General features: G+C 53.4%; 24 protein-coding genes. 10 read left to right on the top strand and 14 right to left on the bottom strand.

The annotated features are described in order from the left end of the window. Window positions 1-97 precede the first annotated feature (97 nt). Window positions 98-772: a 6-hydroxyaminopurine reductase gene (yiiM, locus tag I6L54_RS00505; protein WP_040233057.1), complete on the top strand. Its 675-nt coding sequence runs from the start codon at window positions 98-100 to the stop codon at window positions 770-772. 62 nt (window positions 773-834) lie between these two features. On the opposite strand, the gene cpxA is transcribed toward yiiM, so the two are convergent. Both cpxA and cpxR read right to left on the bottom strand, forming a co-directional pair. Further along, window positions 835-2,208 carry an envelope stress sensor histidine kinase CpxA gene (cpxA, locus tag I6L54_RS00500; protein WP_005121758.1) on the bottom strand — a complete coding sequence of 458 codons (1,374 nt, stop codon included), beginning with the start codon at window positions 2,206-2,208 and terminating at the stop codon, window positions 835-837. Then, window positions 2,205-2,903, bottom strand: a complete 699-nt coding sequence (gene cpxR / locus I6L54_RS00495) for an envelope stress response regulator transcription factor CpxR (protein ID WP_005121756.1) — start codon at window positions 2,901-2,903, stop codon at window positions 2,205-2,207. Before cpxR ends, cpxA begins: the two co-directional genes overlap by 4 nt. 150 nt (window positions 2,904-3,053) lie before the next feature. On the opposite strand from cpxR, the gene cpxP reads away from it, so the two are divergent. The 7 genes from cpxP to I6L54_RS00460 all read left to right on the top strand — a co-directional run bounded on the left by cpxP (window position 3,054) and on the right by I6L54_RS00460 (window position 10,764). Further along, entirely contained in the window at window positions 3,054-3,554 is a 501-nt protein-coding gene (cpxP, locus tag I6L54_RS00490; protein WP_005121753.1) for a cell-envelope stress modulator CpxP, read from the top strand. A 147-nt stretch (window positions 3,555-3,701) separates the two neighbouring features. Further along, window positions 3,702-4,604 (top strand): CDF family cation-efflux transporter FieF, encoded by a 903-nt coding sequence (fieF, locus tag I6L54_RS00485; RefSeq protein ID WP_040233055.1) that lies wholly within the window; start codon window positions 3,702-3,704, stop codon window positions 4,602-4,604. Between the two features lie 184 nt (window positions 4,605-4,788). Next, entirely contained in the window at window positions 4,789-5,751 is a 963-nt protein-coding gene (gene pfkA / locus I6L54_RS00480) for a 6-phosphofructokinase (protein WP_005121749.1), read from the top strand. Between the two features lie 203 nt (window positions 5,752-5,954). Further along, window positions 5,955-6,944, top strand: a complete 990-nt coding sequence (gene sbp, locus I6L54_RS00475) for a sulfate/thiosulfate ABC transporter substrate-binding protein Sbp (RefSeq protein ID WP_040233054.1) — start codon at window positions 5,955-5,957, stop codon at window positions 6,942-6,944. Between the two features lie 106 nt (window positions 6,945-7,050). After that, window positions 7,051-7,800 (top strand): CDP-diacylglycerol diphosphatase, encoded by a 750-nt coding sequence (locus tag I6L54_RS00470; protein WP_040233053.1) that lies wholly within the window; start codon window positions 7,051-7,053, stop codon window positions 7,798-7,800. Window positions 7,801-7,873: 73 nt separating this feature from the next. Then, window positions 7,874-9,178, top strand: a complete 1,305-nt coding sequence (locus tag I6L54_RS00465) for an SLC13 family permease (RefSeq protein WP_040233051.1) — start codon at window positions 7,874-7,876, stop codon at window positions 9,176-9,178. A 113-nt stretch (window positions 9,179-9,291) separates the two neighbouring features. Further along, the gene (locus I6L54_RS00460) at window positions 9,292-10,764 is read left to right on the top strand and encodes a DASS family sodium-coupled anion symporter (RefSeq protein WP_040233049.1); all 1,473 of its coding nucleotides are present in this window, start codon (window positions 9,292-9,294) and stop codon (window positions 10,762-10,764) included. 39 nt (window positions 10,765-10,803) lie between these two features. Here I6L54_RS00460 and tpiA read toward each other — a convergent pair whose 3' ends face one another. Beyond that, the gene (tpiA, locus tag I6L54_RS00455) at window positions 10,804-11,571 is read right to left on the bottom strand and encodes a triose-phosphate isomerase (protein ID WP_040233048.1); all 768 of its coding nucleotides are present in this window, start codon (window positions 11,569-11,571) and stop codon (window positions 10,804-10,806) included. 111 nt (window positions 11,572-11,682) lie between these two features. Then, window positions 11,683-12,279 carry a YiiQ family protein gene (locus tag I6L54_RS00450; protein WP_005121734.1) on the bottom strand — a complete coding sequence of 199 codons (597 nt, stop codon included), beginning with the start codon at window positions 12,277-12,279 and terminating at the stop codon, window positions 11,683-11,685. Window positions 12,280-12,379: 100 nt separating this feature from the next. Between I6L54_RS00450 and I6L54_RS00445 the strand changes: the two genes are divergently transcribed. Beyond that, complete coding sequence (locus I6L54_RS00445; RefSeq protein WP_005121733.1) at window positions 12,380-12,808, top strand: DUF805 domain-containing protein; 429 nt, start codon at window positions 12,380-12,382, stop codon at window positions 12,806-12,808. Between the two features lie 70 nt (window positions 12,809-12,878). Here the strand turns inward: I6L54_RS00445 and fpr are convergent, their stop codons facing one another. From fpr to I6L54_RS00425, 4 genes are all read right to left on the bottom strand, one after another. Then, window positions 12,879-13,625: a ferredoxin--NADP(+) reductase gene (gene fpr, locus I6L54_RS00440; protein ID WP_005121731.1), complete on the bottom strand. Its 747-nt coding sequence runs from the start codon at window positions 13,623-13,625 to the stop codon at window positions 12,879-12,881. A 95-nt stretch (window positions 13,626-13,720) separates the two neighbouring features. Then, on the bottom strand, window positions 13,721-14,731 hold the full coding sequence (glpX, locus tag I6L54_RS00435; RefSeq protein ID WP_040233046.1) for a class II fructose-bisphosphatase: 1,011 nt from the start codon (window positions 14,729-14,731) through the stop codon (window positions 13,721-13,723). Between the two features lie 182 nt (window positions 14,732-14,913). Continuing rightward, complete coding sequence (gene glpK, locus I6L54_RS00430) at window positions 14,914-16,422, bottom strand: glycerol kinase GlpK (RefSeq protein ID WP_040233045.1); 1,509 nt, start codon at window positions 16,420-16,422, stop codon at window positions 14,914-14,916. Between the two features lie 21 nt (window positions 16,423-16,443). Next, window positions 16,444-17,289, bottom strand: a complete 846-nt coding sequence (locus I6L54_RS00425; RefSeq protein ID WP_005121726.1) for an MIP/aquaporin family protein — start codon at window positions 17,287-17,289, stop codon at window positions 16,444-16,446. Window positions 17,290-17,715: 426 nt separating this feature from the next. Between I6L54_RS00425 and zapB the strand changes: the two genes are divergently transcribed. After that, complete coding sequence (gene zapB, locus I6L54_RS00420; RefSeq protein WP_005121725.1) at window positions 17,716-17,961, top strand: septal ring assembly protein ZapB; 246 nt, start codon at window positions 17,716-17,718, stop codon at window positions 17,959-17,961. A gap of 202 nt (window positions 17,962-18,163) precedes the next feature. Here zapB and I6L54_RS00415 read toward each other — a convergent pair whose 3' ends face one another. The 6 genes from I6L54_RS00415 to ftsN all read right to left on the bottom strand — a co-directional run bounded on the left by I6L54_RS00415 (window position 18,164) and on the right by ftsN (window position 23,617). After that, entirely contained in the window at window positions 18,164-18,907 is a 744-nt protein-coding gene (locus tag I6L54_RS00415) for an SDR family NAD(P)-dependent oxidoreductase (RefSeq protein ID WP_040233044.1), read from the bottom strand. Window positions 18,908-19,094: 187 nt separating this feature from the next. Then, on the bottom strand, window positions 19,095-19,580 hold the full coding sequence (gene rraA / locus I6L54_RS00410) for a ribonuclease E activity regulator RraA (protein WP_003028798.1): 486 nt from the start codon (window positions 19,578-19,580) through the stop codon (window positions 19,095-19,097). A 92-nt stretch (window positions 19,581-19,672) separates the two neighbouring features. Further along, window positions 19,673-20,602 carry a 1,4-dihydroxy-2-naphthoate polyprenyltransferase gene (gene menA, locus I6L54_RS00405; RefSeq protein WP_005121721.1) on the bottom strand — a complete coding sequence of 310 codons (930 nt, stop codon included), beginning with the start codon at window positions 20,600-20,602 and terminating at the stop codon, window positions 19,673-19,675. 67 nt (window positions 20,603-20,669) lie between these two features. Further along, window positions 20,670-22,001 carry an ATP-dependent protease ATPase subunit HslU gene (hslU, locus tag I6L54_RS00400; RefSeq protein WP_003028803.1) on the bottom strand — a complete coding sequence of 444 codons (1,332 nt, stop codon included), beginning with the start codon at window positions 21,999-22,001 and terminating at the stop codon, window positions 20,670-20,672. A gap of 9 nt (window positions 22,002-22,010) precedes the next feature. Next, window positions 22,011-22,541 carry an ATP-dependent protease subunit HslV gene (gene hslV, locus I6L54_RS00395; RefSeq protein ID WP_003028805.1) on the bottom strand — a complete coding sequence of 177 codons (531 nt, stop codon included), beginning with the start codon at window positions 22,539-22,541 and terminating at the stop codon, window positions 22,011-22,013. A 92-nt stretch (window positions 22,542-22,633) separates the two neighbouring features. Continuing rightward, complete coding sequence (gene ftsN / locus I6L54_RS00390) at window positions 22,634-23,617, bottom strand: cell division protein FtsN (protein ID WP_072041491.1); 984 nt, start codon at window positions 23,615-23,617, stop codon at window positions 22,634-22,636. Window positions 23,618-23,681: the final 64 nt, after the last annotated feature.

Raw genomic sequence — 23,681 nt, 5'->3', positions numbered from 1 at the left:
GTGTCCCTAAGTTTCATGTGAACCGTGCTCTCATTTTGAGCGACTGGGGTAAAATAAATATGGTGTAATGGGAGAAATTTATCGGGAGAGGGAACAGATGCGATATCCGGTCGATGTTTTTACAGGCAAGATTCGGGACTACACGGGAAGCCGTCCCAGCGCGATTGCTAAAGTTCAGGTTGATGGCGAGCTGATGCTGACCGATCTGGGGCTCACGGGTGATGAACAGGCGGAGACTAAAATTCACGGCGGGCCGGATCGTGCGTTGTGCCACTATCCGCGTGAACACTATCAGCACTGGATACAAGAATTCCCCGAACAGGCGGAGTTATTTGTCGCCCCTGCTTTTGGAGAGAACCTCTCCACAGAGGGGCTGACGGAAGAGAATGTCTGTATCGGTGATATCTTCCAGTGGGGCGAAGCGCTGATTCAGGTCACGCAGCCACGCTCGCCGTGCTTTAAGCTGAATTTCCATTTTGGCATTAGCGACATGGCAAGCCAGATGCAGGAGGCGGGCAAGACGGGTTGGCTGTGCAGCGTCATTGCTCCCGGGCTGGTATCGGCGGACGCGCCGTTGATCCTGGCGTCACGCGTGAGCGACGTCAGCGTGCGGGAGGCGATTGCCATTGCCTGGCATATGCCGTTTGATGACTCGCAATATCACCGGTTATTGTCGGCTGCCGGGCTATCGAAAAGCTGGACCAGAACGATGCAAAAGCGTCGTTTAAGCGGCAAAATCGAGGACAATTCCCGCCGTTTGTGGGGGAAATAATTCTTCCAGTCCGTGGAGGCCGGATGAGGCATTTACGCCGCCATCCGGCACCACAGAGAGACTCAGGAACGCTTATACAGCGGCAACCAAATTACCAGCCGTAAACCACCCAGCGGGCTGTCCTCGGCCTTCACCCAGCCGCGATGCTGCTGGATTGCGGTTTCCACAATAGCCAGACCCAGACCCGTTCCGCCAGACTCGCGATCGCGGGCCTCATCGGTACGATAGAACGGACGGAAAATCTGTTCTCTGTCTTCAGGGCTAACTCCTGGGCCGTCGTCGTCCACGGTGATGGTAATCCCGTCGATATCCACCGAGAAGCCCACTTCGATCTTCGTATGTGAATAGCGCAGGGCATTGCGCACAATGTTTTCCAATGCGCTTTCCAGTGCGTTCGGGTTGCCATACAGCGGCCACGGACCCGGCGGGAAATTCACTGTCAGCGATTTACCCATCTGCTCGGCTTCAAAGGCGGCGTTATCCAGTACTTCGCCCCACAGCTGATTGGCTTTCACCGTTTCACTGACCAGCGCGTTCTTCTGCTGATTACGCGACATCACCAGCAGGTCGTTGATCATGCTGTCCAGCCGATGTGCTTCAGTTTCAATCCGCTCCAGCTCTTTGCTCTCACCGCTACGACGGCGCAGCAGCGCAGTCCCCAGTTGCAAACGTGTGAGTGGCGTTCTCAACTCGTGAGAGATGTCCGACAGCAGGCGTTGCTGCGTGGTCATCATGCGTTCCAGCGCGGTCACCATCTGGTTAAAACTGGCACCTGCTGCCAGAAATTCCTGCGGGCCGGCTTCCAGTTCCGGATGCTGACGCAGGTTACCCTGTGCCACCTCATCTGCCGCATTTTTCAACTTACGCGCCGGTTTCGCCAGGCTCCATGCCAGCCAAAGCAGCAGCGGCGAGCTGACGAGCATGGTGACGATCAGTAACAACAGCGGTCGGTCGAACAGCAGGTTGATAAAGTCAGATTGTGAGCTGCTGGCAGGTCGAATGAGATACAGCTGGTAGTTATCTTCACCGTCTCTGACGGAGAAGGGCCCGACCATCTCAACGCGACCATATTTTTTCTTTTGCGGATGGTCGGCGTTATCGGCCTGACCAATAAAGTTACGAATGATCTGCATTTCGTTGCGTTCTGCACCGATCACACGTCCTTCTGTAGTAACAAGCAATAACCGCTGCCCTGGCGGCGCCCACTTGTCTATTGCCCGAAACAAGCGACGCCACCACATCAAATCGTTGGGTGGATCGTTCGCCAGTTCAGCTTCAACGTGTTGCTCAATCATCAACCCCTGGCGCTGCTCGCTGTCCAGTAGCTCGGTCATCTGGCGTGAGTCGAGCTTGGGTAACATCAGCACCAACATCAACACCAGTGCCAGCGTCAACCAGAAGATGGCAAAGATGCGTGCGGTTAAGCTCCCTATCATGAAGCGGAGACCATCAGGTAGCCGCGACCACGCAGAGTTTTAAACCACGGGTGTCCGTCTTTACGCTCTGGCAGCTTACGACGCAGGTTCGAGATATGCATGTCGATCGCGCGGTCAAACGGCGTCAGGCGTTTGCCCAGCACTTCCTGACTCAGGTGTTCACGAGAAACGACCTGGCCGAGATGCTGTGCCAGTAAATAAAGCAGGGTGAATTCGGTGCCGGTTAACTCCAGGGTTTGCCCATCAAAACTGGCTTCCTGGCGACCCGGATTCAGGCTTAACGCATCCACTTCCAGCGTCGGCGAACCGTTGTCGCTGTTCTGCTGTTGTTCACTCCAGTGCGAGCGACGCAGAATAGCGCGGATGCGCGCGACCAGTTCACGGTCGTTAAAGGGTTTGGGCAAATAGTCGTCCGCGCCCAGCTCAAGGCCGAGTACGCGATCCAATTCGCTGCCGCGAGCGGTCAGCATGATTACGGGCGTCTGGTGTGTCTGACGAAGCGCTTTCAGTGTATCGATGCCGTTTTTTTTCGGCATCATGACGTCGAGCAAAAGTAAATCGATGCTGTCATCCAGAAGCTCAAGTGCCTGCTCCCCATCATGGGCAACCAGCACATCGAAACCTTCCATTTCGAGCAACTCCTTTAACAGGGAAGTCAGCTCTCGGTCATCATCAACTAACAGGATTTTATTCATTGTTTACGTACCTCCGAGGCAGAAATTACGTCATCAGGCGTCGCTAATCTATGACTTTACGTTGTTTTACACCCCCTGACGCATGTTTGCAGCCCGAATCGTAAACTGTCTCTCGTTGAATCGCGACAGAAAAGATTTTGGGAGCAAGTGATGGGCAAAGTTACCGCTGCCGTCATGGCCTCAACGCTGGCACTTAGTACTTTAAGCCATGCAGCTGAAGTCGTCACAGGCGATCACTGGCACCTCGGTGAAGGCTCATCGCAGCGCAGCGTACAGAGCCACATGTTTGACGGTATCAGTTTAACCGAACATCAACGTCAACAGATGCGAGATTTAATGCAGCAGGCAAGACACGAACAGCCTCCTGTTAATGTTAGCGAAATGGAGACAATGCATCGTCTTGTCACCGCAGAGAAATTTGATGAAAGCGCTGTGCGCGCTCAGGCAGAAAAAATGGCACAAGAACAGGTTGCCCGCCAGGTTGAAATAGCCAGGGTCCGCAACCAGATGTATCGCCTGTTAACGCCCGAGCAGCAAGCGGTTTTAAATGAGAAACATGAACAACGAATGGAGCAACTGCGCGACGTAGCGCACTGGAAACAAAGCTCATCGTTAAATTTATTGAGTAGTAGCAACTCACGTTCCCAGTAGTAACCCTGTTTTCCTTGCCATAGACACCATCCCTGTCTTCCCCCACATGATGTGGGGGTTTTTTTTGCCCCAAATTTGTCACTCGGTAATTGCCTGACTGTTTTACTTCATCCGTTATACTAGCGGCATATCCTGGCAGGAGTGTTTATGAATCAAACCTATGGGCGGCTGGTTAGTCGGGCGGCAATTGCGGCGACCGTGATGGCATCGCTGTTACTTTTGATCAAAATTTTTGCGTGGTGGTACACCGGATCGGTCAGTATTCTGGCTGCACTGGTGGATTCTCTGGTGGACATCGCGGCGTCGTTAACCAACCTGTTGGTGGTGCGCTATTCGTTGCAACCGGCCGATGATGAACATACGTTCGGACACGGAAAAGCGGAATCACTGGCGGCGCTGGCGCAAAGCATGTTTATTTCCGGTTCGGCGTTGTTTTTATTCCTGACCGGGATTCAGCATCTCATCCAGCCGACGCCGATGAAAGATCCTGGCGTTGGGGTGGTGGTCACCATCATTGCGTTAGTGTGTACAATTATTCTGGTCACGTTTCAGCGCTGGGTGGTTAAACGTACGCAAAGTCAGGCTGTACGGGCAGATATGCTTCATTATCAGTCTGATGTTATGATGAACGGTGCGATTCTCGTGGCGCTTGGACTGGCCTGGTATGGTTGGCATCGTGCGGATGCCTTGTTTGCGCTCGGGATTGGCATCTATATTTTATATAGTGCATTACGCATGGGGTATGAGGCAGTGCAATCCTTGTTGGATCGCGCTTTACCCGATGAAGAACGTCAGGAAATTATTGATATAGTGACGTCATGGCCAGGGGTCAGCGGCGCTCACGATCTTCGCACGCGGCAGTCAGGGCCGACCCGCTTTATTCAGATTCATTTGGAAATGGAAGATAATCTGCCGCTCGTTCAGGCGCATATAGTGGCTGAACAGGTTGAGCAGGCAATTTTACGACGTTTCCCGGGATCGGATGTGATTATTCACCAGGATCCCTGTTCAGTCGTACCCAAGGAAGGCAAGATGTTTGAGCTTTCATAATTCATTGTAAAAAAGTGAGCCGGGCCAGCATGTTGTGTATAAATTACCACCATTTGGCCTGACCTGAATCAATTCAGCAGGAAGTGATTGTTATACTATCTGCATATTCGTTGGATCGTTTCGATATGCGGAATCGACTTCCGGCAGCAGATTTCATTTTGCATTCCAAAGTTCAGAGGTAGTCATGATTAAGAAAATCGGTGTGTTGACAAGCGGCGGTGATGCGCCGGGCATGAACGCAGCAATCCGTGGTGTTGTACGTGCAGCGTTAACGGAAGGACTGGAAGTCATGGGGATCCATGATGGCTACCTGGGTTTGTATGAAGACCGTATGGTTCAGCTTGATCGCTACAGCGTGTCCGACATGATCAACCGTGGTGGTACTTTCCTCGGTTCTGCTCGCTTCCCGGAATTCCGCGACGAAAACGTGCGTGCAGTGGCTATCGAAAATCTGAAGAAACGTGGCATCGACGCATTAGTTGTTATCGGTGGTGACGGTTCTTACATGGGTGCAAAACGCCTGACTGAAATGGGCTTCCCGTGCATCGGTTTGCCGGGCACTATCGACAACGATATTAAAGGTACTGACTACACCATCGGTTACTTCACCGCATTGGGTACCGTCGTCGAAGCGATTGACCGTCTGCGTGATACTTCTTCTTCTCACCAGCGTATCTCCATCGTTGAAGTGATGGGTCGCTACTGCGGCGACCTGACTCTGGCTGCAGCAATTGCCGGTGGCTGTGAATTTGTTGTGGTTCCGGAAGTTGAATTTAGCCGTGACGATCTGGTTGCTGAAATCAAAGCCGGCATTGCAAAAGGTAAAAAACACGCCATCGTCGCGATCACTGAGCACATGTGTGACGTTGATGAACTGGCACATTACATTGAGAAAGAAACGGGCCGTGAAACGCGTTCTACCGTGCTGGGTCACATTCAGCGTGGTGGTTCCCCGGTTCCTTACGATCGTATCCTGGCATCCCGTATGGGCGCCTATGCCATTGAACTTCTGCTGGAAGGTCACGGCGGTCGCTGTGTAGGTATTCAGAACGAGCAGCTGGTTCACCACGACATCATCGACGCTATCGAAAACATGAAGCGTCCGTTCAAAGGTGACTGGCTGGACTGCGCGAAAAAACTGTACTGATTGTTTTTTGTTGCCCGGTGGCGTTTCGCTTACCGGGCCTACAAGAGTACACGCTGTAGGCCGGATAAGGCGTAAGCCGTCATCCGGCACAACCTTTCTTATTTATTCCCCCAGGTTATAGCAAATCTTTTTTTATTCTTTAATGTTTGGATCTCTTTCTGGCACGCTTTGCTCATCACAACATCACATAAGAGAGCTGGGCGATGAACAAATGGGGCGTAGGGTTAACATTATTGCTGGCATCGACCAGCGTTCTGGCAAAGGATATACAGCTACTTAACGTATCGTACGATCCAACACGTGAGCTGTACGAGCAGTACAATAAAGCCTTCAGTGCGCACTGGAAGCAGGAAACAGGCGATAACGTCGTGATCCGTCAGTCGCACGGCGGTTCGGGTAAGCAAGCAACCTCTGTCATCAACGGTATTGAGGCCGATGTCGTGACGCTGGCGCTGGCTTACGATGTGGACGCCATTGCAGAACGTGGCCGTATCGATAAAAACTGGATTAAGCGCCTGCCGGATAACTCCGCGCCTTACACCTCCACCATCGTGTTCCTGGTTCGCAAAGGCAACCCAAAGCAAATTCATGACTGGAACGATCTGATCAAACCAGGCGTGTCGGTCATTACGCCAAACCCGAAAAGCTCAGGCGGCGCACGCTGGAACTATCTGGCAGCATGGGGCTACGCTCTGCACCACAATAACAACGATCAGGCCAAAGCGCAGGACTTCGTCAAAGCACTGTTTAAAAACGTTGAAGTACTGGATTCCGGTGCGCGGGGCTCAACTAATACGTTTGTTGAACGAGGGATTGGCGATGTGCTGATTGCCTGGGAAAACGAAGCGTTGCTGGCAACGAATGAGCTGGGCAAAGATAAATTCGAGATAGTCACCCCAAGTGAGTCTATCCTCGCCGAGCCGACCGTTTCCGTGGTCGACAAAGTGGTGGAAAAGAAAGATACCAAAGCGGTGGCAGAAGCTTATCTGAAGTATCTCTATTCCCCGCAAGGTCAGGAAATTGCGGCGAAAAACTACTATCGCCCGCGTGATGCTGACGTCGCGAAGAAATACGAAAGCGCATTTCCGAAGCTGAAGCTGTTCACCATCGACGAAGAGTTTGGCGGCTGGACAAAAGCGCAGAAAGAACACTTTTCTAACGGCGGTACGTTCGACCAGATCAGCAAACGCTAAATAAGTTCTGTGATTTACCGACCCGGTGGCATAGCGCGACCGGGTTTTTTTATTTGTCATCGTTTTGCGTTACTCTTGCCCTTCAATGGGATACAGGAAACGCGTAATGAAAAAAGCAGGCTATCTTTTACTGGCGGTGATTGTGGTCGCCGCCGCTGCAGGCGTTGGGTACTGGAAATTTAGCGGCAACCCGGACGCGTTACGCCAGATAGTCCTTGAGCAATGCCTGCTACATCAATTGCAGCAGCACGATCCCGCGCCGTGTACTGAAGTTAAACCCGATGCCGGATATGTGGTGTTTAAAGACCGTAACGGCCCTTTGCAATATTTGTTGATGCCCACTTACCGCATCAACGGTACGGAAAGCCCACTGCTGTTGAAATCAGGCACGCCGAACTTTTTCTGGCTGGCCTGGCAGGCGCGTAGCTTTATGAGCCAAAAATACGGCCATGAAATCCCTGACAAAGCGGTCTCCCTGACCATTAACTCGCGCAGCGGGCGTACACAAAATCATTTGCATATTCATATCTCCTGCCTGCGAACCGATGTCAGACAACAACTGGATGACAATCTGGCGGAAATCAGCACTCGCTGGTTGCCATTGCCCGGCGGACTGCGCGGTCATGAATATCTGGCGCGTCGCGTCACGGAAAATGAACTGGCGCAACGTAGCCCGTTTATGATGCTGGCAGAAGAGGTGCCGGATGCGCGTGATCATATGGGCCGCTACGCCCTGGCAATGGTGCGTCAGAGCGATGAATCCTTTGTTTTGCTGGCGACCCAGCGCAATCTGCTGGCGTTCAATCTCGCCTCCGCTGAGGAAATTCAGGATCATCAATGTGATATTCTGCGTTAACCCCACCTAATCTGGCGTTTACTCCGCATGCCTGTCCCCGTATTCTTGTTGAAAAAAACAACAGGAGACAGGCATGTCGCTCTGGCTTACACACCCTCTGTTTATCCCCTCTTTGGTGGTTGGCATCACCATTCTGCTCTGGGCTACGTCGCTGCTGCCGGAGTTTATCACGGCGCTGCTGTTCTTTGCCGTGGCGATGGTGGCCAAAATCGCGTCACCGGATGTGATCTTTGGCGGCTTTGCGTCCTCCGCATTCTGGTTGGTGTTTAGCGGCTTTGTGCTGGGTATCGCGATTCGTAAAACGGGGCTGGCGGACAGGGCGGCGAGGGCGCTGTCATCACGGTTGACCGACTCCTGGCCGTTAATGGTGGCGAGTGTGGTGCTGTTGAGTTACGCGCTGGCGTTTGTCATGCCGTCCAACATGGGGCGTATTGCGTTGCTGATGCCGATTGTCGCAGCGATGGCGAAACGGGCTGGAATTAACGATGGTACGCGCGCCTGGTATGGTCTGGCACTGGCCGTTGGGTTTGGGACATTCCAGCTTTCTGCGACGATTTTACCCGCAAACGTACCGAATCTGGTGATGAGCGGCGCTGCGGAAGGCTCTTACGGCATCCACCTCAATTATCTTCCCTATTTGCTGCTGCATACGCCGGTTCTGGGTTGGCTTAAAGGCGCGGTTCTCATCGTGCTTATCTGCTGGCTGTTCCCTGGCAAGCCCCATGCGCCGCGCGATCTCACGCCGTCGGAACCGATGAGTGGAGATGAAAAACGTCTGGCCTGGATGTTAGCGGTGGTGTTGCTTCTTTGGGTAAGCGAAAGCTGGCACGGCATTGGCCCCGCGTGGACTGGGCTGGCGGCGGCAGTTATCACATTGCTCCCACGGGTTGGCTTTATCAATGGCGACGAGTTTTCCACTGGGGTCAACATTCGTACCTGTATTTATGTGGCGGGTATTCTGGGGCTGGCGATCACCGTCACGCAGACCGGTATTGGTAGCGCGGTAGGCGAGGCGCTGTTACAGGTGATGCCGCTGGATGCGGAAAAGCCGTTTACCAGTTTCCTCGCGCTGACCGGTATTACCACGGCGCTTAATTTTATTATGACGGCGAACGGCGTTCCGGCGCTGTATACCACGTTGGCGCAAAGCTTTGCCGATGCGACGGGATTCCCGCTGCTGTCGGTGATTATGATCCAGGTGCTGGGTTATTCCACACCACTGTTGCCGTATCAGGCTTCACCGATCGTGGTGGCGATGGCGCTTGGGAAAGTACCTGCAAGGGCGGGAATGCTGCTGTGTATCACGCTGGCGGCGGCAACGTATCTGATACTGCTGCCGCTGGATTATGTGTGGTTTAGCGTGTTGGGGAAATTATAGTTGTATCGGAATGTTAATTTTTTGTTTTGTGAGTGGGTGAATTGTATTATGCGCACCGATATCGGTTAATACCTGAGCGCATAATTGCGTGCTGGAAACTCAAGGATTGATTCATGGACAGATTGACCCCCATCCGCTGTTGGCCTGCCATCATCTCGATTGTTATTACGCTGACCATCTGGTTTGTTATCCCATGTCCAGCAGATGTTACCCCCGAAGCGTGGCATCTGCTGGCGTTATTTATCGGTACTATCGCGGCAATTATTGGTAAAGCCATGCCTATCGGCGCGATTGCGATTGTGGCAATTATGCTGGTAGCCATGACTGGCGTAACGCATCCCGGTAAACCCACCGCGGCGCTGAGCGATGCGTTAAGTGGTTTTTCTAACCAGCTAATCTGGCTGATTGGTTTATCCATTATGCTGTCGCAAAGTCTGTTAAAGACCGGCCTGGGCGCGCGTATTGGCTATGGGTTTATTGCTTTGTTTGGCAAAAGAACGTTGGGTATCGCCTGGGCGCTAACGCTGGCAGAAACGCTGATCGCACCCGTTACGCCAAGCAATACCGCGCGTGGTGGCGGCATTATTCACCCGGTAATGCGGGCGATTGCGGAAAGTCTGGGCTCTCAACCCGGTGACAAGGAGAACGGCGCTACAGGTCGTTATCTGGCTCTGGTGAACTACAACATTAACCCGATCAGCTCGGCAATGTTCATCACCGCGACCGCACCTAATCCGTTAATCGTCAGTTTTTTGACAAAGGGGACGGATGGCGTGCTGAACATGACCTGGGGAATGTGGGCGATTGCGGCGCTTCTTCCTGCCGTTGTCTCACTGGTCGTGATGCCTATTGTCATCTGGTGGCTCTATCCGCCAGCTATCACGCGCACGCCAAATGCGCCGCAGTTTGCGCGGCAAAAACTGGATGCGCTGGGTCCACTTTCTTTGGCAGAGAAAATCACCCTGGGGGTGTTCATTTTGCTGCTCTGTCTATGGGCGGGTGTTCCAGCAATGCTGATGGGCAGTGCCTGGAGCGTAAACCCCACTAGCGCCGCGTTAATTGGATTGTCGATTCTATTGATGGCGGGTGTATTGAGCTGGGATGACATTCTTAAATGCCGCGGGGCATGGGATACGATAGTCTGGTTTGCCGCACTGGTTATGATGGCGGATTTTCTCAGCAAACTGGGTCTGGTGGGGTGGCTGGCGACGAGTGTTGGTAGTGCAATTGACCATCTCGGCGTGCACTGGAGTATCGCCACGCTGCTGTTGATCCTGCTTTATGTCTATTCACACTACTTTTTCGCCAGTACCACTGCACATATCACGGCCATGTTCGCGGCTTTCTTTGCTGCCGGATTAGGCCTCGGTGCTCCACCGGCGCTGCTCGGTCTGATGCTGGGCTTCTCCTCCTCGTTGATGATGTCGCTCACGCACTATGGCACGGGTACTGCGCCGCTCATCTTTGGTTCGGGCTATGTCACGCTGGCGGAGTGGTGGAGAACGGGACTGGTGATGAGTGTGGTCAACCTGACCATTTGGGGTGTGACCGGCGCCTTCTGGTGGCACTGGTTGGGATACTGGTAGTTAATACAGCGGGAGGAGTGCTCCTCCCGCCTTAACAACTTAGGCCTGTTTAGCGGCTTCAGCGGCTTTAACGATCACTGCGAAAGCGTCTGCTTTCAGAGATGCACCGCCAACCAGCGCGCCGTCGATGTCCGGCTGAGCGAACAGTTCAGTAGCGTTTGCTGCGTTTACGGAACCGCCGTACTGGATGATAACCTGTTCAGCGATTTTCGCATCAGCTTTAGCAATGTGGTCTCGGATGAATTTGTGGACTGCCTGAGCCTGAGCAGGCGTTGCAGATTTACCGGTACCGATAGCCCATACAGGTTCGTAAGCGATAACCACGCCTTCGAATGCTGCTGCGCCCTGAGTTTTCAGCACGGCGTCAATCTGGCGTGCGCAAACTTCTTCAGTTTTGCCTGCTTCGTTTTCCGCTTCGGTTTCACCGATGCACAGAACCGGGGTCAGACCTTGCTCTTTCAGCACAGCGAATTTCTTCGCGATCAGCTCGTCAGACTCTTTGTGGTAAGTACGACGCTCAGAGTGACCGATAATGATGTACTGCGCGCCGATATCTTTCAGCATTTCAGCAGAAGTTTCACCAGTGAATGCGCCAGACAGGTTCAGGTCAACGTTCTGCGCGCCCAGAATGATGTGGCTACCGGCAGCGGCGTGTTTCGCCAGGTCGATATACATTTCCGGTGGAGCGATTGCTACTGCACAGCCAGCAACGCCAGCCAGTTCTTTACGCAGATTAGCAACCAGTTCGTTTACCATGTGGCGGCTGCCGTTCAGTTTCCAGTTACCCATCACTAAAGGATGTCGCATTTCATTTCTCCACGCTTGTCAGCGAATTAAGGAATATGGCCGCCCGTCAGGGCAGCATGGTCTGTGAAACAGTATAGAGATTCATCCCCTGAAAGGCTTTGCTTTTTGTCATCAATTCGCTTTCTCAAGACTTTCTGATAGTGCCAGCTTAATCGGTTCAACAGCGAAGGTCAGCCCTTTTTCACCGTTATCTGCGATGACATAGCGGATTGCGCCTTCGGTTTCGGCGTAATAGTGCTTACCTTTGCCGGCAGCGAGTAATTTTTGCAGCTTTTTCTGGCTTTGCTCTTTCGTCAGTAGCGGCGCGACGGTGCGAATGACGGCGGTCATGTATTCCAGCGCTTTCGCTTTGGCCGCCTTTTGTTCTGGCCCCTGAATCGGCAGCCAGGTTATCTGCATACTTTTGATTTTTAAGGTGCCGCGCTCAAGGGCGGAGGACGCATACAGGTTTTCATTAATTTTACTGGCGGCACGGGTGAGATTTGCCCGATCGCGGCTGCTGTCGATGGCACGGAACTCATTCAGAATAAGCTTCGGATTCTGCGTATTAAAGTTTTCGCGAAACTGGCTAATCGACAGGTCAAAGGTCGGCGCCCCTGCCAGTAAATAGGGGGCCGTGGTTGCCGTCGATGGCTCTTCCGCCCGTGCCGCAGTACTGGCGGTTAAGGCTGAAAACAATAATAAAAACAGTGTCAATCCTTGCTTCATCAATCGTACCTTTCATTCTCTCTGCTCACGATTAAAACGGTAACCGTCAGGCTTGTCAAAAGGGTAAACTGTTCTGGAAGGTAATAATAAAGGAATCTACATGACCATACAGCAGTGGTTATTCTCATTTAAAGGGCGTCTTGGACGCCGTGATTTCTGGATTTGGATAGGCCTGTGGATTGTCGGGATGCTGGTTTTGTTTTCGCTGGCGAGTAAACAATTGCTCGATATCCAGACGGCGGCATTTTGTCTGGTCTGTCTGCTGTGGCCGACAGCTGCAGTCACAGTAAAACGTCTGCATGATCGGGGTCGCTCCGGCGCGTGGGCGTTCCTGATGATTCTTGCATGGATGCTGCTGGCCGGAAACTGGGCAGTATTGCCTGGTGTCTGGCAATGGGCGGTAGGCCGCTTTGTACCGACGTTGATTCTGGTTGGCATGCTTATCGATCTGGGCGCCTTTGTCGGCACCCAGGATGCAAATAAATACGGGAAGGACACGCAGGACGTAAAATACAGAGCTGACTCGTAGGCCGGATAAGGCGCGTCAGCGTCGCCATCCGGCAAAATGCCCGGGACGCTTACCGGGCAGTGAAACGTGCTTACCAGTAATGCTCAGCGGTCATATGGCCCGGTCGACGGCGCAGATGTTTGGTCATCTGCCGGGTTTCTTTCAGCAACTGCTGCGTGTCGCGTACCATTTGCGGGTTACCACAGAGCATCACATGACTGGTTGCTGTATCCATGGGTAGCCCAACTGCCGTTTCCAGTGCGCCGCTTTCAATCAACGCCGGAACTCGCCCGGTTAATGAACCTGCGGCGGTTTCACGGCTGACAACCGTCTGGATGCGTAATTTACCTTCGTAACGCTTTTCAAGCGCCTGCATCAACGGCAGATAGCTTAAATCGGCGGCATAACGTGCGGCATGGACCAGCACCAGATTTTTAAAACGGTCCAGATCTTTGCCCAACTGCAGAATCGATAAATATGGGCCGATAGCCGTGCCGGTTGCCAGCATCCACAGTGTGTCGCAATCGGGGACTTCATCCAGCACGAAGAAACCGGCTGCTTCGCTCACTACCTGTACTTCGTCGCCAGGCTTCAGTGCGGCCAGACGGGGGCTGAGTTTTCCGTCAGGAACCGTCACCAGATAGAACTCTAAATCGGGGTTATCAGGCGCATTCACGTAGGAATAGGCTCGCTGGACGCGCTCGCCGTCGATTTCGAGGCCGAGCTTGGTAAACTGACCTGCCGTGAAGGGAAGAACCGGAGCTCGCACGGTCAAACTAAATAAGGCATCGGTCCAGTTCTGTACCTTAGTGACTTTGCCTGTTACCCAATCTGCCATGGTTTTCTCCTGTCTGCTGTGATTGCCTTATCTTCGTTCGTTGCACAAAAGATTTCCAGCCCAGATGGGCTGGAAGGCTCTATTGATCAAATCAATTACAGGATATGCGTCTGTACATCCGGATCTTTGCGATCGAGGTAGTGGATGGACTGAATACGACGGATCGTACGTGATTTCCCACGGATCAGCAGCGTTTCGGTGGTGGCGATATTACCTTTGCGGCTAATGCCTTCCAGCAGATCGCCTTTGGTGATCCCGGTTGCGGAGAAAATAACGTTGTCGCTGCGGGCCATTTCATCCAGACGCAGCGCTTTACCTGCCTCAATACCCATCGCGGCGCAGCGAGCCAGCTCCTGTTCGCCGATACGACGGTTCTCTTCGCTGTCGCCTTTGACGTCATGGCGAGCCAGCAGGCGGCCTTGCATGTCGCCATCCAGCGCGCGGATAACGGCGGCAGAGACCACACCTTCCGGTGCGCCACCAATGCCATACAGCACGTCAACTTCGCTGTCGGGCATGCAGGTCAGAATAGACGCAGCCACGTCGCCGTCGGGAATCGCGAAGACGCGAACGCCCAGCGCCTGCATTTCGGCGATGGTTTCATCGTGGCGTGGTTTCGCCAGAATGGTGACGGTCAGTTCGCCGAGCGGTTTGTTGAGCGCGCTGGCGACATTACGCAGGTTGGCTTCCAGCGACAGGTTCAGGTCGATTGAACCTTTGGCGCCAGGGCCGACAATCAGCTTTTCCATGTACATATCCGGCGCGTTCAGGAAGCAACCCTTGTCGCCGACAGCCAGTACCGCCAGCGCGTTGGCCTGGCCCATGGCCGTCATGCGTGTGCCTTCGATGGGATCGACGGCGATGTCGACCGCATCGCCGAGACCGGTTCCGACTTTCTCGCCGATGAACAGCATCGGCGCTTCGTCGATCTCACCTTCGCCAATCACGATGGTGCCGTCGATGTTGACCTGGTTGAGCATAATACGCATGGCGTTCACCGCCGCGCCGTCAGCGGTATTTTTATCGCCGCGGCCCAGCCATTTATAGCCAGCCAGCGCGGCCGCTTCGGTCACGCGTGAAAATTCAATGGCAAGTTCTCGTCTCATTGCAAACTCGTAGCTGAAAGGAATGGCGCGAAGTGTAGCACAGGGGAGTGAGGGAATAATTGATATGCTCGGGGGTTACTTCTGCACAGATAACTTACCGGGCGGCGACGTTGCCTTATCCGGCCTACACAAGCATGTAGGCCGGATAAGACGCCTTAGCGTCGCCATCCGGCAATGACGTATTACTCCTCGTGATCTTCCCACGCCAGCGCGCGTTTGACCGCTTTTTTCCAGCCGCTGTAACGGAAGTTACGCTCGGTGGTTTCGATGCCTGGGCGGAACTCACGCTCAATGACCGCTTTTTCCTGCAGCTCATCCAGATTCTGCCAGAAGCCTACTGCCAGGCCAGCCAGGTACGCGGCACCCAATGCGGTGACTTCGCGGACTTCCGGACGCTCTACACGTGTGCCGAGAATGTCTGACTGGAACTGCATCAGGAAGTTGTTGGCTACCGCACCGCCATCCACGCGCAGCGCGTGTAAACGAATACCGGAGTCCGCCTGCATTGCTTCCAGCACGTCACGCGTCTGATAAGCGATAGACTCAAGCGTTGCGCGGATGATGTGGTTGGAGTTTACGCCACGGGTCAGGCCGAAGATGGCGCCACGTGCATACGGGTCCCAGTATGGAGCACCCAAACCGGTGAACGCCGGAACAACATATACGCCGTTGGTGTCCTTCACTTTGGTGGCGAAATACTCTGAGTCGAATGCATCGCTGATGAGTTTCATCTCATCACGTAGCCACTGGATGGACGCACCCGCCATGAACACAGCACCTTCCAGCGCGTAGTTCACTTCCCCGGTCGGGCCACAAGCGATAGTGGTCAGCAGTCCATTTTCTGACTTAACGGCTTTCTCGCCGGTATTCATCAGCATGAAGCAGCCAGTACCGTAGGTGTTCTTCGCCATCCCTTCTTTCACGCACAGCTGGCCAAATAGTGCAGCCTGCTGGTCACCCGCGATACCGGAGATAGGAATACGTGTGCCGCCTTTACCGCCAATGTTGGTCTGGCCGTAGACTTCAGAAGAACGGCGAACTTCCGGCAGCATGGCACGCGGAATATCCAGCGCATCCAGCATCGTGTCATCCCAGTCCAGGGAGTGGATGTTGAACAGCATGGTACGCGAGGCGTTGGTGTAATCCGTGACGTGTACGCGTCCCTGAGTCATTTTCCAGATAAGCCAGGTGTCCACGGTACCAAACAGCAGTTCGCCGCGACGAGCTCGCTCACGCGAGCCTTCAACGTGGTCGAGGATCCACTTCACTTTGGTGCCAGAGAAGTACGGGTCAATGACCAGGCCGGTGTTGTTACGGATGTACTCTTCCATGCCATCGCGCTTGAGCTTTTCGCAGATATCCGCGGTACGACGACACTGCCACACAATGGCGTTATAGATTGGTTTTCCGGTCTCACGCTCCCAGACGATGGTGGTTTCACGCTGGTTGGTTATACCGATTGCTGCAATTTCATCGGAACTGATATCGGCTTTCGCCAGAACTTCAACCAGCGTAGAGCTTTGGGTCGCCCAAATTTCCATTGGGTCGTGTTCTACCCAACCTGCTTTCGGGTAGATTTGCTCGAATTCGCGCTGTGAAACGGCAACGATATTCGCATCGTGGTCCATTACGACCGCGCGGGAGCTGGTGGTGCCCTGGTCGAGCGCAACGATATATTTTTTTTCAGTCATAATTTTTGTCCCGTAGTCACATTACAGCGAAGCTTTTTGTTGAGTGTTGGCCGCCGCATCTTTTTCTTCAATCGCGCAGACATCGCACGGTAAATGGCGACCAATCAGTTTGCGATATGCCCATGCGCCCAAAATCGCGCCGGTAATTGGGCCAAACACCGGAACCAGGAAGTAAGGGATATCACGACCACCCGTGAAGGCAATCTCGCCCCATCCTGCCATCCAGGCGAAGAGTTTCGGTCCGAAGTCACGTGCCGGGTTCATCGCAAAACCTGTCAGCGGACCCATGGAAGCACCAATAACGGCAATCAACAAGCCGATCAGCAGTGGTGCCAGCGGACCACGCGGTACACCGTTACCATCGTCGGTCAGAGCCAGAATCAGCCCCATTAGAATAGCGGTAATGACCATTTCAACCGCGAAGGCCTGCACAAAATTGATATGCGGGTTCGGATAGGTGGAGAAAGTACCTGCCAGACCCAGGCTCTCGGTACTGCCGCGCACGATATGGTTAGTTTGTTCAAAATCGAGGAAAAGATTGTAATAAAGCCCGTAAACCAGTGCCGCTGCGCAAAAGGCGCCGGCAATTTGCGAAATAATAAAAGGGACAACTTTGCGTTTATCAAAACAGGCGAACAGCCAGAGTGCGATAGTTACCGCGGGATTCAGGTGTGCGCCAGAAACGCCTGCTGTCAGATAGATAGCCATGGCTACCCCCAGACCCCAGATGATACTGATTTCCCACTGACCAAAAGTAGCACCAGCCACTTTGAGTGCAGCGACACAACCCACACCGAAGAAAATCAACAACCCGGTACCGAGGAATTCAGCAATGCACTGGCCTTTCAAGGTTGATGTTTGACTCATAATCGGATCCTGAAGAGTTTAATGTTTATTGTATGCGAGAAGGTCACTGACATCCCCGGAGCCGGTAGGCACACTGTTAATTTATCGTTAACGCTCAAAAACGAGAAATATCGAAATTAAAATGTGTGTACTCCATCAACAAAATGAGCGTTTTCGCGCCATTGCGCGGTATTTGTTATACAAAAATAGTGTGAGCTGAATCATTTCACCGATCATCCTGTTAACACTTAAGAGTTATGACGGTTGTGTCACCAGGACAAAGATTAAAAGTGTTGCAAACCGCAATCTGCGCGGGATGCCGCTGGACAGGGATGGCGCGGCTTCATACAATCGGTGTTAAGTAGTGTGCGCTCGTTTTTATTAAGGCGTCGCCGGTTATCGGGACGAGGATTTTTATCCATCAACGCCTTGCAATTCAGGAGAGGTATGACGATGTCATTAGAAGTGTTTGAGAAACTGGAAGCAAAAGTACAGCAGGCGATTGATACCATCACGCTGTTGCAGATGGAAATCGAAGAGCTGAAAGAAAAGAACAACTCACTGTCGCAGGAAGTTCAGTCTGCACAGCAGCAGCGTGAAGAGCTGGAGCGTGAGAACAACAGCCTGAAAGAACAGCAGAACGGCTGGCAGGATCGTCTGCATGCCCTGCTGGGTCGTATGGAAGAAGTCTAATTACGCTTCATCTTTCGTGCCGTAGCTGCGTTGGCTGCGCTCAGTTACCCCAGTCACGTAGTTTACTACGCTCCTGGGGATACCTTCGTTTGCCGCCTTGCTACAACACGAAATCTCTTGCGTAATCGTTCCTGTGTAGGCCGGATAAGGCGTAAGCCGTCATCCGGCAATACAAACGTTTTACCGCAACACAACGTTAATTTCAGGCATTCAAACCCCCATCTACGTCCAGACCGGTGCCGGAAATCTGCCCAGCCTCTGGGCTTGCCAGAAACGTCACCGCCGCTGCAACATCCTCCGGTGTTCCGTAATGCCCTGTCGCAATAAGCTGTCGTTGGGATTCTGCCTGCTCGCCATCTGCCGGGTTCATATCACTGTCCGTTGGACCGGGATGGACAAGATTAACGGTAATACCCCGTGGGCCGAGATCACGAGCCAGGCCACGGGTTAGCGAGTTGAGCGCTGATTTAGTCATCGCGTAGACGGCAATCCCCGGCTGGGCGACGCGGTTGGCAAGACAACTGCCAATATTGATGATTCGCCCACCTTCAGGGAGATGCGGCAGCGCGGCCTGTATGGCAACTACCACGCCACGGATGTTCACGTTAATCAATGCGTCGATGTCCTCCAGTGACAGCGACTCCAGCGGGCCGCCGCGTGCGATCCCTGCGTTGTTGACCAGAATATCCAGTCCTCCGAGTGACTGTACCGTGCGGTTTACGGCGTTCTGAATCGCCTGAGCGTCTGCACTGTTTGCCTGAATGGCCTCACCATGGCGGCCAAGTGCTGTAATTTCATCGGCAACGGCCTGGGCTTTCTCCGCAGATTTTTCATAGGTTATAACAACATCAGCACCGGCTTTCGCCAGCGACAGTGCAATGGCGCGCCCTAATCCACGACTGGCTCCGGTGACCAGCGCTTTTTTACCTGTCAGATCGATATGCATGATGACCTCGTGATGAGAGTGATGAGATTCATCATTAGGTATAGAGAGAGTTTTTTCTTCGTCAATGCGCAGGATGGGGGAATCGGAAGGGGAAAATGGCAAAAGAGGCTCTGGAGATTTTTAGAAGCGAAAAAAAGCCAGTCAGTTGTTTAACCGACTGGCATCACACCGAATTGCGGTGTTTTCTTTACTCGATATCGAGCGGGTCTTCGGAGAGGATTATCCCGGTGTTGTCGGCGTACAGGTGGTCGCCAGAGAAGAACGTTACGCCGCCAAAGTTGACGCGCACATCGCTTTCCCCAATACCTTCCCCTGCGGCACCGACCGGAATTGCGGCAATCGCCTGAATGCCGATATCCAGTTCTTCCAGATCGTCTACCTGACGGACTGAGCCGTAGATGACCAGACCTTCCCATTCATTCTGTACGGCCAGTCGAGCCAGTTCGGCATCGACCAGCGCACGACGGACAGAACCGCCGCCATCGACCAGCAGAATGCGACCACGGCCGTTTTGTTCGAGCAGATCGTACAGCAACCCGTTGTCCTCGAAACATTTTACCGTGATGATTTGCCCGCCAAACGACGACCGTCCTCCAAAGTTAGAGAACAGTGGTTCCACGACGTTGACATCTTCCTGATAGATGTCACAAAGCTCGGATGTATCGTATTTCATAGGCTCAACGTTCAGTTGCTGCGAGAATTTTTAGTATATCGCGCTATGTGTACTGTTGGCAAAATCATCAATTGTTAATTGATATTTGTCAGTTAAAGAGACCACTGACTTAAGAAAATTCCAACAACAAACAGCAGGTTAGTCAACAGTGCCGCTTTTACGGTGCGTTCCAGCATTGGGCGCATTGCCGTCGGATCCATTTCACGCATCACGTAGCGTGCCTGTTTAATCAGCAGTGGTGCGGCGAGGATAAAGAGCCATCCCCATAAACTTTGCAGCGAGAACAGGTTAAACAGCGCCAGGCAGACCAGCGTGCCCATCAGCAGACAGGCGTGGTAGCGGCGGGCATTGACAGCGCCTAAACGCACGACCAGCGTGTTCTTGCCGTTCTCTCTGTCGCTGTTGATATCGCGCAGGTTGTTAACGTTGAGTACGGCAGTTGCCAGCAGGCCGCAGGCGGTAGCAGGCAGAATGAGCGCCGGAATCAACGTATGCGCCTGCAGATACCAGCTTCCCATCACGCTCAGCCAGCCGAAGAACACCAGTACAGAAATATCACCCAGACCGATATACCCGTATGGACGATTACCGACGGTATAGGTGATAGCGGCGATAATCGACAGGCCGCCGAGAATCAGGAAGCCGACAAAATCTGCCAGCGTGTGACAGGCCACCGCCACCAGCGCCAGACCGGACAGGCAGATTAAGACCACGGTGACAATCAGCGCACGCTTCATCTCTTGCTGGGTAATAACGCCTTTTTGCATACCGCGCAGCGGTCCAATACGGTCGGGCTTGTCGCTGCCTTTAACGGCATCGCCATAGTCGTTCGCGAGATTGGACAGGATTTGCAGCAGTCCTGCGGTAATCAGTGCCAGCAGAGCGACCAGCGGATCAAAGAACCCTTGCCACCATGCTAATGCCGTACCGACGATGATCGCCGCGAAGGCGAGCGGTAAGGTCTTAGGTCGTAAACTTTCCAGCCAGGCTTGCGAGCGGCTAATTTGTTGTTGTTCAGTCATATTTAGCGCCAATAAAAATGGGGCTTTATCAGCCCCATCAACAGTGATGAAAATGCATTGAACGCGATTATAGGATAAAACGGCTCAGATCTTCATCTGCGACCAGCGCATCCAGATGTTTGCTCACATATTCGGCATCAATTGTGATGCTTTGGCCGTTCAAATCGCTCGCATCATAGGAAATATCTTCCATCAGACGCTCAAGCACGGTATGCAGACGACGCGCACCGATGTTTTCGGTGGTTTCGTTGACCTGCCAGGCCGCTTCGGCAATGCGTTTAATGCCCGACTCGGTGAAGTTAATGTCCACACCTTCTGTCGCCATCAGCGCTTTGTACTGCACGGTGATGGAGGCATTCGGTTCGGTAAGGATACGCTCAAAATCGCTGGTGGTCAGCGCCTGAAGTTCCACACGAATCGGCAGACGACCCTGCAGTTCCGGGATCAGGTCAGACGGTTTCGCCACCTGGAATGCGCCGGAGGCGATAAACAGGATGTGATCGGTTTTCACCATACCATGCTTGGTAGAGACGGTGCAGCCTTCAACCAGCGGCAGCAGGTCGCGCTGTACGCCCTCACGGGAAACATCCGGGCCGGAGGACTCGCCACGCTTACAGATTTTGTCGATTTCGTCGATAAACACGATTCCGTGCTGTTCAACGGCGTCGATAGCTTCCTGTTTCAGCTCTTCCGGATTGACCAGTTTGGCCGCTTCTTCTTCAATCAGCAGCTTCATCGCATCTTTGATTTTCAGCTTACGCGGTTTTTGCTTCTGGCCACCCAGATTCTGGAACATAGACTGCAACTGGCTGGTCATCTCTTCCATGCCCGGAGGCGCCATAATTTCTACGCCCATCGGTGCGGCAGCAAGATCGATTTCAATCTCTTTATCGTCCAACTGGCCTTCACGCAGTTTTTTACGAAATGCCTGACGCGCTGCTGAAGGTTCCTGAGGCTGCTCTGACTGTCCCCAGTTATTTTTGGCTGGCGGGATCAGTACATCGAGAATACGCTCTTCGGCCATTTCTTCTGCGCGGAAGCGGTTTTTCTCGATCGCCTGAACGCGAACCATTTTGATGGCGGCATCGGTCAGATCGCGGATGATCGAGTCAACTTCTTTACCTACATAGCCGACTTCGGTGAATTTCGTTGCTTCAACTTTGATGAACGGCGCGTTGGCCAGTTTTGCCAGACGGCGGGCGATCTCGGTTTTACCGACACCGGTTGGGCCAATCATCAGAATATTTTTCGGTGTGACTTCATGGCGCAGCTCTTCGTTGAGCTGCATGCGGCGCCAGCGGTTACGCAGGGCAATCGCCACGGAACGCTTAGCGTTATCCTGGCCGATGATGTGCTTGTTCAGTTCGCTGACAATTTCGCGTGGGGTCATTTCAGACATGGGGGATCCTTACGCTTTGGAGTTCAATTCTTCGATGGTATGGAAGTGGTTGGTATAAATGCAGATATCCCCTGCAATATCCAACGCTTTCTCAGCAATTTCGCGTGCGCCAAGCTCGGTGTTTTCCAGCAGAGCGCGTGCTGCAGCCTGGGCGTAGGGACCGCCGGAGCCGATGGCAATCAGATCGTTTTCTGGCTGAATGACGTCACCGTTACCGGTGATGATGAGCGATGCCGTTTCATCTGCAACGGCCAGCAACGCTTCGAGTTTGCGCAGCATACGGTCGGTACGCCAGTCTTTAGCCAGCTCAACGGCGGCCTTAACCAGGTGACCCTGGTGCATTTCCAGTTTGCGTTCAAACAGTTCAAACAGCGTAAATGCATCCGCAGTACCGCCCGCAAAGCCCGCAATGACTTTGTCGTTGTACAGACGGCGGACTTTTTTCACGTTGCCTTTCATTACGGTGTTACCCAGTGTGGCCTGACCATCACCGGCGATTACCACATGGCCGTTACGGCGTACGCTTACTATTGTTGTCACGAGCAGACCCCTTGGTTACAAATGCAGAATACAGGCCCCGCACAGGTGTACGGGGCGTAATGCAAGTATAGATGGGGGATATTTTGGGGGTTTCAACCCCCAGTGGCGAGTCGAATGCAGTTTGTGTGGCCGGCAACTTTCAGGCGGCTGATGGTGTTGTCGGCATTTTCCTTGCCTTTCACCGGGCCAATCACCACGCGATTCCAGCCGTTGTTGGTGGTAATGCGGGAGTTGAAGCCCTCAAAGGCCAGTTGAGCACGCACGGTTTCTGCCTGCTCTGCCCCTTTGAATGACCCGCACTGCACCATCCAGCGGCGTTCATCTTTTTTCTCCGCCGTTTGTTTTGGCGGCTGCGTTTCATTCGTTATTGGCGCGGCTGGCTGCGTTTTCGGCTGAGCGGCGGTGGTATGCGCAGGCGTCTGCAGCAGATCCTGGTACGGCTGTTGGGCCGCCGGTTTTGGCTGTGCTTTCGGCTGTTGTTGTACCGGAGCTGCTTGCGCCGTACGCGTTTGCTGCTGCTGGTAAGGCTGTTCCGCTACCCGTGGTTGCGTGCGCGGTTGCTGCGCCTGCTGCTGCGCGTTGTTCCACTGTTGTTGTTGCACCTGACGCTGACGCTGCAGCGTTTGCTGGCGCTGTTCAGGCGTTTGTTCGTTCCACGGTACTTCGTTGAGCTGTGTCGGCTGTTGACGCATATCAGCCTGCATTTGCGCCAGCAACTGGCGCTGCTCATTGGTCAACTGATCGGCGTTAAGCACTTCGCCACCCGCAGAGGGTTCGGTTGGCGCACGTACGCCAGGCTGACGGCTTTCCAGCTCTTTGATGTAGCGCCAGCGTTCTTCCGGTTTTGGTGGGATGCCATTGCCGGTGACTTTCTGGTTTTGCAGCGTCTCGGACTCTTCTTTCTTGTGATGCGTAATGAAGTACAGACCACCGATAAAGGTCACGAGTACGGCTGCAGCAATAGCGACCATCGCGGGGGATACCGCTGGCGTACTGCGTTGCTTTTTCCGTGATGTGCTCTTTTTGCGCCGCGAAGGTGCCGGTTGGCCGCGACGTACATAATCTCGTTGTGCCACTATCGTTTCGCTGTATTTATTCGTTCGTCAGCCCGCCATGTTACTTAAGCGACGGGCCTTTGAC

Origin of the sequence: Citrobacter pasteurii, from assembly GCF_019047765.1 — a bacterium.
GTDB classification, from domain to species: Bacteria; Pseudomonadota; Gammaproteobacteria; order Enterobacterales; family Enterobacteriaceae; genus Citrobacter; species Citrobacter pasteurii.
This window is presented reverse-complemented; position numbering and strand designations above follow the sequence as displayed.